We start from the raw sequence: 10,315 nt of genomic DNA on the forward strand, positions 1-10,315 counted from the left end.
GGGCTCGTTCCGGGCCCGCTCCGGGCCGCTTTTGAGCCGCCGACCGGCCGGATCCGGCGGACCGGCCGAAGGCACCCGACGCGCGGCCGTCCGCTGGGTAGAGTCGCGCCATGGTGACTGAGAACGCGGGGAGCCCCGCGGGTGGGCGGCTGGCCGGCCGCTCCTGCGTGGTGACGGGTGCGGCCAGCGGTATCGGACGGGCCGTCGCCGAACGCTTCGTCCGGGAGGGCGCGTCGGTGGTCGCCTTCGACGTGGACGAGGCCGGGCTGGACCGGCTGGCCGAGCGGTTCCCGGGCGCCGTCAGCACGGTGGTCGGCGACGTGGCCCGGGGCGAGGACGCGCGCCGGATGGTGGCCGCCGCCGTCGAGCGGCACGGGCGGCTGGACGTGCTGGTGGCCAACGCCGGGATCATCCCGCTGATGGAGATCACCGAGGCCACCGCCGAGGACTGGGACCACGTGATGGCGGTGGACGGCCGCGGCATGTTCCTCACCTGCAAGTACGCGATCGAGGCGATGACCGCGCAGGACAGGCCCGGCGGCTCGATCGTCTGCCTCTCCTCCATCTCCGGCGAGGCCGGCCAGCGCGGCCAGGCGGTGTACGGGCCCGCCAAGTTCGTCGCCTCCGGCCTGACCAAGCACCTCGCCGTCGAGTGGGCCGACCGCGGCATCCGGGTCAACGCCGTCGCCCCCGGCACCATCACCACCGAGCGCGTCGCCCGGCTGTACGACGAGCCCGGCGGTCCCGAGTACCTCGGGGCGATCGAGAAGCTGCACCCGATGGGGCGGCTCGGCCACCCGGCCGAGGTCGCGGCGGCCGTCCTCTTCCTCGCCTCCGACGACGCGTCCTTCGTCACCGGGGTCGTGCTGCCGGTGGACGGCGGGTACCTGGCGCAGTAGCGGCCCCGATCGGCCGGCCGTACGGCTGCCCGGTTCCCGGTCGCCCGGCCGTACGGCTGCCCGGTTCCCGATTGCCCGGTTCCCGATTGCCCGGTTCCCGATTGCCCGGTTCCCGATTGTCCGGCTACCCGGCGAGCAGGTCGACCAGGGCGGACACCCCGTCCGGCCCGTGCCCGGCCGCGACCGCCCGCCGGGTGACGGCGAGCGCCGCGTCCAGGACGGAGGTGTCCAGGCCGCGCGCCCTGGCGGTGTGCGCGACGTGCGCCAGGCCGGCCTCGGCGGAGGCGAGGCTGCTGTGGTCGCCCGGATGCCGGCGGTCGTCCGCGCGCTGGGCGAAGCGGTCGATCAGCGGCGGCAACAGGCGCGGCAAACCCTGGGCGTACGGCGCGAGTTCGGCGCCGCTGATGCCCTCGGCGCGGGCCAGTGCGAGGGCGTGCAGGTAACCGTGCACGGTGGTCCAGAACAGGTCGAGCAGGGCCGCGTCGAAGGCCGCCGCCCGGCCCGGGTCCGCGCCCACGTGGCGTACGGTGCCCAGCGCCCGCAGCGTCGCCTCGTGGGCGGCGAAGAGCTCGGCGTCGCCGCTCAGCAGGACGGTGCCCTCCGGGCGGCCGATGGTCGGGGTGGGGGTGAGGATCGCGGCGTTCAGGAGACGGTAGCCCCGGGCCTCGGCGTCGGCGGCGTTCGCCCGCGCGTCGCCCGGTGCGATCGAGGTGGCGTTGACGACGGTCCGGCCGCGCAGTGCGGCCCCGGCGGCCTCCAGCACGGCCCGGGCGGCCGGCTGGTCGCGGACGCAGAGCAGGACGAGCGGGGCGCCCGCCTTGGCGGAGCCCGTCACCGCCTCAGTGGAGTCCGTGGCCCCCTCGGTGGAGCCCGTCACTGCCTCGGCGGAGCCCGTCACCGCCTCGGCGGGGCTCGCGGCCGACCGCGCGCCGAGGGCGAGCGGCTCGGCGTCCCGGCCGGGCGTGCGGTTCCACACGGTGACCGGATGGCCGGCGGCCAGCAGTGCCCCGGCCAGCGCCCGGCCCATCGGGCCCAGGCCCAGCACGGCAACGGCGGTGAGGGCAGGGGAGGTTGAGGAAGATCGTTCGTTCGGCATGGCGGTTACGCTAGACCTTCACGCCGACGGCAGAGTCAAGGCGGAGGGGCACGGCGGAACGTCACGGGGCTTCGGCGGAAAACCCGCGGTGACGGGCCGCAGTGGACGGTCCGTCGAGGAGGTGTCCGCGATGCGGATCGGAGAACTCGCCCGGCGCACCGGGGCCACCCCGCGCGCGCTGCGCTACTACGAGGAGCAGGGGCTGCTCGCGCCCGAGCGCCGCCCCAGCGGCTACCGCGAGTACGGCGAGCGGGACGTGGACACCGTCCGCGGGATCCGCACCCTGCTCGCGGCCGGCCTCAACAGCACCGTGATCGCCGAGATCCTCCACGGCCTGCCGGGGCCGGGGCAGCGTCCTCCCGGACCGACCTGTCCCGAACTGCTCGACGGTCTGGCCCGGGAACGCGCCCGGATCACCCGGCAGATGGACGAACTCGCCGAAGCCCGCGGCCTGTTGGACGCCATCATGGGCGCGGAGGCGCCGAGCGAGGCGATCCGGTCCGGCCTGCTCCGGGCGGCGGACCGCCGGTCGGCCGGGGAGCGTGAGCAGACCGGGGGCCGTCGCCCGCGGCAGGACGGGGAGCGCCGCCCGGCGCCGACCGGCGAGCGCCGCCCGCGGCCGGTGGCGCGGAAACTCGATGGTGCGCGCTCCCGGACCGTGCTGGACTGAGCGGATGGATCATGACGAAGTGCTCGCCCTGTTCGACGACCGGCTCCGACGCAACGCGCCGCCCGACCCCGGCTGCCGTGTCGAGCGCGACGGTGCGGTGGTCCGACAGGTGGGCCCGGAGCACTGCTGGAACGGCGTGGTCTGGTCCGGGCTGGACGAGGCCGGGGCGGACGCGGCGATCGCCGCGCAGGTGCGCCACTTCGCCGGACTGGGGCTGGAGTTCGAGTGGAAGGCCTACTCCCACGACCGCCCCGCCGACCTCGGCGCCCGCCTGCTGGCGGCCGGCTTCACCCCGGAGCCGGACGAGGCGCTGATGCTCGCCCGGATCGCGGACCTGCCCGTCGAGGCCGCCCTGCCCGAGGGCGTCCGGCTGCTCCCGGTGACCGACCCGGCCGGGGTGGACCTGCTGGTGGAAGCCAACACACAGGCCTTCGGCGTCGAGAACCCCGGTCTGCGCGAGCGGCTGCTCGACCACCTGCGGCACGGCACCGGGACGGTCAGCATGGTCGTCGCGATGGCCGGCGGCCGCCCGGTCAGCAGCGCCAGGATGGAGCTGATCCCGGGCACCGGGTTCGCCGGCCTCTGGGGCGGTGGCACCGCACCCGACTGGCGTGGCCGGGGCATCTACCGCGCCCTCATCGCCCACCGCGCCCGTCTCGCGGCCGAGCTCGGCTACCAGTACCTCCAGGTCGACGCGAGCGACCAGAGCCGGCCGATCCTGCAGCGCCTCGGCTTCGATTGGGTGAGCACGACGACTCCGTACGTCCGCCAGCCGTAGGGCCTGCCGGGGGGCTCGGGTTCGGGTGGGGAGATTCCTTCCCACCGGGTGGACGTGGCCGGTGTCCACCCTGCCGATCGGCAGGGGGATGTGGGTGTGGCCGCTGCTCAGGATGTGCCGTTCGGTACATGTGCGGGAGGGGTGGCCGGGGTCATCGTTGAGGCACCACGAGCGGGGCCGTCCGGGCCCCGGGAAGGAGCCCCGGCATGTTCGACCTCCGCCACCCGCGCGCCCTCGCCGCGACGGTTGCCGTGCCCGCCCTCCTCGGCCTGAGCTTCGGTCTCGGCCTCGGGCTCGTACGCGCCCGGAGGCGATCAGGCCGGGAGCCATGCCCGAGGCACCGCGGCCCGTCCGACCGAGGCCGGCCCGACGAAAGCCATGAGAGCGCAATTCGACAGGGCTGCCTGCCTTCGTTCCGAGGACGCTCGTCACGCCGTGCTGGTCGGCCGCCCTCACGGCAGCCGCTCGACCACGACCATGGCCGCGTCGTCGTCCAGCCGGCCGCCGACGTGGGCGAGCAGGTCGCGGCGCAGGTGGTGGAGCAGGGCGCCGGGGCGTTCGGTGCGCCAGGCGGTGACGCGTTCGGTGAGCGGGTAGAAGCGCCGCTGGGCGTCGCGGGCCTCGATCACGCCGTCGGTGTAGATCAGCAGCCGGTCGCCGGGCCGGAACGGGAAGGTCTCCGTCTCGTACCGCGTCGGCGCGAGCTCGCCGAGGCCCAGTGGTGGGGAGGGTTGGCGGGCGGCGAGGGCGGTGATGCCGTCTGGGTGCAGCAGCAGCGGGGGAGGGTGGCCGCAGTCGATCAGGCGCACCGGGGAGCCGTCGTCGGGGATGTCGAGCAGCACGGCGGTGATGAAGGACTCGCCGGAGTCGCCGCTCTCCTCCGGGGGTTCCTCGGGCGGGGGGAAGGGCAGGGCGGAGAGTGCCTGCCGCTCCCGCCACTCCCACCGGTCCCGCCGGGACTGTTCGGCGAGCTGGGCGAGGTCCCAGCTGACGCTGCCGTCCAGGTAGGCGGCCAGGTCGGGCAGTTCGGCGTGCAGGTGGGCGGCGGCGCGGAAGGCGCCGAGCAGCAGGGCCGCGTCGCCGAGCGAGGACAGGCCCTTGCCGCGCACGTCGCCGACCAGCAGCCGGGTGCCGGTGGCGGTACGGGCGGCCGCGTACAGGTCGCCGCCGACCTGCGCCTCGGCCTCGGCGGCCAGGTAGACGGAGGCCAGGTGCAGCGGGCCGATCCGCTCCGGCAGCGGGCGCAGCAGCACCCGCTGGGCGGCCTCGGACACCGAGCGCACCCGGGCCAGTTCGCGCTCGTGCCGTTCGCGCAGCACCCGCAGGCCGACGATCAGTACCGAGACGATCAGCTGCGCGCTGAGCTGGGTCTCGATGTTCGCGCTGGTCAGGCTGGACCGGACGGCGCCGATGACGGTCAGCGCGGCGAACGCGAGCGCGGCGACCCAGGCGGTGGCCCGGGGGCCGGCGAAGGAGGCGGTGAGGGCGGGGGCGACGATCAGCAGCGGGCCGAGGTGGACGTCCGGCGGGGAGACGATGTCGACCACGGTGATCAGCACGATCAGCGCGAGCGTGAGCGCCGTCAGCACCCGGCGGTCGGGCCGCCAGGCGCGGCGGCGGTCGGGGGGATACGGCGCGGGCGGCGGGTGCGGCGCATCGGGACGCTGCCGGAGGGGCACTCCTCCTCTGTACACCGTGGAGGCGCCGGGGCGCACCCGGAGCGGTCGGGCCCGCTCGCCGGCAGCGCTCGGCTCGCGTTCCCCGGCAGGGCTCCGCCCACGTCCCGGCGGCGCTCGGCTCGCGCTCCCTGGTGGTGCCCGGTCAGCCCTCCTGGCCGTAGCGGGCCAGGTAGTCGGCGAAGCGGGCGACGTCCTCGTCGGACCAGTCGGTGAAGCGCGCGGTGAAGGAGAGCCGACGCTGCTCGTTGGCGTCGCGCAGCAGGGTGAGCCCCGCCTCGGTAGCGCGCAGGATCTGACCGCGCTGGTCGTCCGGGTCGGTCTCGCGGGCCAGCAGGCCGAGCTTCTCCAGGGCGGTGACCTGGCGGCTGACGGTGGACTTGTCGAGCATGAAGTACGCGGCCACGTCGGCGGCCCGGCAGCCGCCGCGCTCGGTGATCAGGTCGAGGATGCTGTAGGTGACCAGCGAGAGGTCGGGGTGCAGCTGGGAGGCCTTGTGCCGGGCGCGGCGGGCGAAGGCGGTCAGCTCGCGCTGGATGGTCTCGATGGACGACTGGCGGCCGGGCACGGCGTTCCTATCTCCTCGATATTTGTTGCACTATACAACAGATGTGCCCGGGATCGCGCCCCGCTCCGGCGCCCGCCGTTCCGGTGCGGCCTGCCAAGCGCGGGCGGCGGCGATCCGGCTGGTCGCACTCGGGTGAGTGGCGAACAGTAGCTCAAGCACCCTCGGCGGGTCGACATCGGAGACGTTCGCCACGGCCAGTCTGCGCTGCATCGCCACGAACTGCTCGACGTCCCCGGTCAGTTCGAGTGCGTGCCGGTCCGCCCTGGCCTCGATCCGACGGCTCACCGCGCACTGCGCCGGCCCCGACAGCGCGCCCAGCAGCGCGGCCAGTGCCGCCAGCAGCGGCAGCGCCCGTGGGTCCGCCGCATCGGTCACCCCGGCGGCATCCAGCAGCGGCCGCCAGGCGGCGAGCAGGCCGAGGACGGCCACCGCGACGGCCGCACCGACCGCGCCCAGCGCGGTGCCGACCGGCACGTCCCGGTGCTTGACGTGGCCCAGCTCGTGCGCGACCACCAGCTCCACCTCGCGCGGCTCGGCGGTGGTCAGCAGGGTGTCGTACGCGACGATCCGGCGGGTCGCCCCGAACCCGGAGACGTACGCGTTGAGCGCGGTGGTGCGGCGGGAGGCGTCCGCGACCAGGACGTCCCGCACCCGGACGCCGTCCCGCTCGGCCAGCGCCAGCAGCGCGCCGCGCAGCTCCCCCGGGGGCATCGGGGAGAAGCGGTTGAACACCGGCTCGATCAGCAGCGGATGGAGGAAGGAGAGCGCCACTGTCAGCAGCGCCGCCGCGCCCGCCCCCGGCAGCCACCAGCGCTGCGGCGACCAGGCGGTCAGCGCGAACAACCCGAGCGCGAGCGGGAGGACGAGGACGAGGGTGAGCGCGAGGCCGCGTACGGCGTCCAGCGCCCAGCCGGCCCAGCCCTGGGTCACCAGCCCGTACCGGGCCCGGACGGTCCGCGCACCGGCGCCGAACGGCAACTGCAGCGCCTGGCCGAGCAGCACCAGGGCTGCCGCTCCGGCCAGCACCCCGGCCGTCCGGGAGCCGCCGAACCAGCCGCCGGCGGCGGTCACCAGGGCGGCGCCGGCCGGGGTGAGACCGAGCAACAGGGTGAGAGCCAGGCCCGCGAGCCGCCCGCCCAGCGCCCACGGCAGTTGGGCGCGGCGCAGCGCCCGGCCCCGGGCGCGCTCGTCGGGGGTGAAGTCCGGCGTGAAGTCCGGGGTGGTCTCCGGGGTGGCCTCCGGGATGGGGCCTCGGAGGCTGGCGTGGGGTCCATGGCGGGGCGCGGCTCTTCCGGTCGGGGTCGGGTCGGATCGGTCGGGGAAGGACGGGGTACGGCGGTTCGGCGGCTCAGCGGTTCAGTGGTGATTCAGCATGGCGTACCCGGCCGCTCGCCGCCCACGCCGCGGCCCGGCGCCCACCCCTGGCCGGGTGCTCACTCCTCCGTGGTCCCGGTGGCGTCGTGGACGCCGGCGCGCAGCAGCTGGTGGCCGAGGTCCACCAGGGCGCGGCCGACCGCGAACTCGTCGCCGACCTCCGGGGCCGGGGCGTCGCGGGGGTTGCGGCGGGAGCGGGTGTCGCTGTGCAGCACGTTGCCGTCGGCGTCCAGCACGGCGTGCACCCGGGTGGTGTCCTCGTCCTCGACCACGTGCAGGCTGAGCTGCCAGTCCTTGGTGCGCACGGCCCCGGGCGCGAGCTGCTCGACCCCGAGGGCCGTAGCCGGGGGTGCGGCCGTCCCGTCGGCGCGGACGATCACCACCGGGCAGACCCCGTGCACCGCGCACCGGGTGGACACCGAGCCGAGCAGGGTCCGGGCGAAGGTGCCCCGGCCACGGCTGCCCAGCACCAGCAGGTCGGCCCCCTCGGCGGCCTCCAGCAGCACCTCGGCGGCGTGGCCCAGCACCAGGCTCTCCCGGACGTCCACCGGGCGGTCCGGGCCGAGGATCTCGTTGATCTCGGCGCTCAGGGTCCGGCGGGCGGTCCGTTCGAAACCGTCGTCCACCATCGGCGCGAACCACCCGTACAGCGAGGGGTACTCCCAGGCCGCCACCGCGTGCACCGTCGCCCCGGTGAGCACGGCCTGGCCGACCGCCCAGCGCAGGGCCGCCTTCGACGGCGGGGAGCCGTCGATCCCGACCACGATCCGGCGTTCCCGGGCGGGGGAGGCGCGGCCGCCGCCCGCGGGGGAGACGCCACCTGCGGAGGAGAGCTGGTTGCTGCCCATCACGTCACACCTCCGAGCGTTTGGTACGGGACTTGCTCCCCCCTACTCGCGTGCTTCCCCGCACGGGCTCCCCCCGCACGCGCTTCCCCCGTACTCGCCCTCTCCACACCACGCTGCGCGCCCCGCCCGCCTCCGCGCCAGGGACGTGGTGGCCCGGTCCGGTGGGGCGGTTGGGACAGGCGGGCCAGGCGGGCCGGGCGCGCCGTCCGGGGAGCGGCCGTAGGGGCCCGGTCGGCGCCTCCGCGCCGTGCCCTTTCGTGGCCGGAATGTTGCGGGCTCGGGTCCGAGCGGTGGTGATTCGGTGGCGTAGGCTGATCGTTCTCGCATCATCCTCGGGGGGATCCACTCATGCGCCGTGCCGCGGCCGCCGTCGCGCTGTTCGTCGGACTGACCGCCGTCGCCGCCTGCGGGCCGGACGACCCCGCCCCGGCCCCGGCCTCCGCCGCCCCCGTCCCGCCGGGCGAGTCCTCGGCGCCGGGCGGCTCGCCCTCCGGCACGGCCCCGGGCAAGAGCGCCCCGCCCCGGCCCGACGGCACCATCACCGTCGCCTTCGCCGGGGACGTCCACTTCGAGGGCCGCACCGAGGCCCGGCTGGCCGTCCAGCCGCCCGAGCCGGCGCTCGGCCCGATCTCCCGCACCCTCGCCGACGCCGACCTGTCCGTCCTCAACCTGGAGACCGCGATCACCGGGCGCGGCGCCCCGGAGCCGAAGACGTACACCTTCCGCACCTCGCCCAAGGCGCTGTCGGTGCTCAAGGACTCGGGCGTCGACGTCGTCTCGATGGCCAACAACCACGCCGTGGACTTCGGCGCCGACGGCCTCACCGACACCCTCGCCGCCAAGGACTCCTCGCCGATCCCGGTGGTCGGCGTCGGGCGCAACGCCAAGGAGGCGTACGCCCCGTACGTCACCACCGTGCGCGGGGTGAAGGTCGCGGTGGTCGCCGCCAGCCAGGTCGAGGACCTCACCAACCAGAAGTGGCGGGCCGGCGCGAGCAAGCCGGGCATCGCCTCGGCGCTGGACGTCCCGGCGCTGGTCAAGGCGGTGGAGACGGCGAAGCAGCAGGCCCCGGTGGTGCTCGTCTACCTGCACTGGGGCGACGAGGGCAAGGCCTGCCCGACCGGCCCGCAGACCACCATCGCCAAGAAGCTCGCCACCGCCGGAGCCACCGCCGTGGTCGGCACCCACGCGCACACCATGGTCGGCTCGGGCATGCTCGGCGACACCTACATCGGGTACGGCTTCGGCAACTTCCTCTGGTACGGCACCTCGAACTACCCCAACTCCAACGAGACCGGCGTCACCACCCTCACCCTCACCGCCGACGGCAAGGTGACCGGCGAGGCCTTCACCCCGGCCACCATCGACGACAAGGGCATCCCGGAGCCGGTCACCGGCGCCACCGCCGAGGCCGCCCTCAAGCGCCGCGACGGCCTGCGCGGCTGCACCGGCCTCTCCCCGGCGCCCGCCGCCCCGGGAGCCCCCGGCGCTCCCGCGACGGCCCCCACGGCTCCCGCCTCCACGGCTCCCGGGAAGTCCTCGACAGCTCCCGCGAAGGCTCCGACGACCCCCGCCGCACCGCGCTAGGGTCCGGCCGACCGGCCTGAGGCACGTCCTGCGGGCCTTGCCACCCGGGCCTTGCCGGACAGTCCCCGCCGGACGGGCCCTGCCGGACCAGGGCGCGGCGTCGCGGAGCGGGCGGCGCGAGACGGCGGCGCGACCACCCGGGCCTCGCCGCCGCCGCTCGCCCGCCGGGTGCTACTGCTCGGCCCGCGTCCGTGCCCGGACGGCGCGGCGCAGGGTGTCCAGCTGGTCCACCAGTCCGCGTCGGGTCGCCGCGGTGAGGTCCGGGTCGGCCAGGCAGGCCTCGGCCGCCCGTACCGTCCGCTCGGTGGCGGCGAAGGCGGGGAAGCCCGTGGTGGCGAGGACCCGGGCCAGTGCGGGGCCGCGGCGGGCGGCGGCCGACCCCAACTCCTCGAAGTAGCGCGCGGTCAGCCCGTCCAGCAGCTCGGCCTGCTCGGGTTGCCACAGGCCCCTGGCGGTGGCGGCGGCCAGGTAGTTGGAGAGCTCGCCGTGGAACAGGGCCTGCCAGGCGGCCTCCTTGGCCGCCGGGTCGGGCAGCGCGGCGCGGCAGCGGGCGGCGCCCTTCTCGCTGGTGTCGCTGGGGTCGGCGGCGAGCTCGGCGGCGATCTCCGGCTCACCCGCCGCGCCGAGCACGCACAGCCGCAGCAGCAGCTGCCAGCGCAGGTCCGGATCGAGCACCGGCCCGCCGGGCACGGTGCCGGCCGCCAGCCAGTCGCGCAGCTCGGCGGCCTGCGCCTCGCCGGCGGCGGTGCCGATCACGCCGCGCGCGGCCACCAGGCGCAGACCGGTGCGGTCCGGCTCGCCCTCGGTGCGCCGTAGCAG

The 10,315-nt window shown here is 75.9% G+C and carries 10 protein-coding genes; 4 read left to right on the forward strand and 6 right to left on the reverse strand.

The genetic code is table 11. From position 1 onward, the window contains the following. The first annotated feature begins 110 nt into the window (after positions 1-110). Positions 111-899: an SDR family NAD(P)-dependent oxidoreductase gene (locus ACFU6K_RS18760; RefSeq protein WP_380664365.1), complete on the forward strand. Its 789-nt coding sequence runs from the start codon at positions 111-113 to the stop codon at positions 897-899. A 124-nt stretch (positions 900-1,023) separates the two neighbouring features. Here the strand turns inward: ACFU6K_RS18760 and ACFU6K_RS18765 are convergent, their stop codons facing one another. Next, positions 1,024-1,995, reverse strand: a complete 972-nt coding sequence (locus tag ACFU6K_RS18765) for an NAD(P)-dependent oxidoreductase (RefSeq protein ID WP_380664367.1) — start codon at positions 1,993-1,995, stop codon at positions 1,024-1,026. A gap of 130 nt (positions 1,996-2,125) precedes the next feature. On the opposite strand from ACFU6K_RS18765, the gene ACFU6K_RS18770 reads away from it, so the two are divergent. Next, positions 2,126-2,665: a MerR family transcriptional regulator gene (locus tag ACFU6K_RS18770; protein WP_380664369.1), complete on the forward strand. Its 540-nt coding sequence runs from the start codon at positions 2,126-2,128 to the stop codon at positions 2,663-2,665. Between the two features lie 4 nt (positions 2,666-2,669). Next, positions 2,670-3,443: a GNAT family N-acetyltransferase gene (locus ACFU6K_RS18775; protein ID WP_380664371.1), complete on the forward strand. Its 774-nt coding sequence runs from the start codon at positions 2,670-2,672 to the stop codon at positions 3,441-3,443. A gap of 452 nt (positions 3,444-3,895) precedes the next feature. Here ACFU6K_RS18775 and ACFU6K_RS18780 read toward each other — a convergent pair whose 3' ends face one another. The 4 genes from ACFU6K_RS18780 to ACFU6K_RS18795 all read right to left on the reverse strand — a co-directional run bounded on the left by ACFU6K_RS18780 (position 3,896) and on the right by ACFU6K_RS18795 (position 7,909). Then, complete coding sequence (locus ACFU6K_RS18780) at positions 3,896-5,032, reverse strand: PP2C family protein-serine/threonine phosphatase (RefSeq protein ID WP_380664379.1); 1,137 nt, start codon at positions 5,030-5,032, stop codon at positions 3,896-3,898. Positions 5,033-5,264: 232 nt separating this feature from the next. Continuing rightward, complete coding sequence (locus tag ACFU6K_RS18785; RefSeq protein ID WP_049651037.1) at positions 5,265-5,687, reverse strand: MarR family winged helix-turn-helix transcriptional regulator; 423 nt, start codon at positions 5,685-5,687, stop codon at positions 5,265-5,267. Between the two features lie 30 nt (positions 5,688-5,717). Next, positions 5,718-6,932, reverse strand: a complete 1,215-nt coding sequence (locus ACFU6K_RS18790) for a M48 family metallopeptidase (RefSeq protein WP_380664381.1) — start codon at positions 6,930-6,932, stop codon at positions 5,718-5,720. Positions 6,933-7,120: 188 nt separating this feature from the next. Continuing rightward, positions 7,121-7,909 (reverse strand): universal stress protein, encoded by a 789-nt coding sequence (locus ACFU6K_RS18795; protein WP_380664373.1) that lies wholly within the window; start codon positions 7,907-7,909, stop codon positions 7,121-7,123. A 348-nt stretch (positions 7,910-8,257) separates the two neighbouring features. Here ACFU6K_RS18795 and ACFU6K_RS18800 point away from each other — a divergent pair, with 348 nt between their 5' ends. Next, positions 8,258-9,496 (forward strand): CapA family protein, encoded by a 1,239-nt coding sequence (locus ACFU6K_RS18800; RefSeq protein ID WP_380664375.1) that lies wholly within the window; start codon positions 8,258-8,260, stop codon positions 9,494-9,496. Between the two features lie 171 nt (positions 9,497-9,667). On the opposite strand, the gene ACFU6K_RS18805 is transcribed toward ACFU6K_RS18800, so the two are convergent. Further along, positions 9,668-10,315: ERAP1-like C-terminal domain-containing protein (locus ACFU6K_RS18805; RefSeq protein WP_380664377.1), on the reverse strand; the 648-nt coding region annotated here is incomplete at its 5' end.

Origin of the sequence: Kitasatospora sp. NPDC057512 (genome assembly GCF_042802135.1) — a bacterium.
Classification (GTDB): domain Bacteria; phylum Actinomycetota; class Actinomycetes; order Streptomycetales; family Streptomycetaceae; genus Kitasatospora.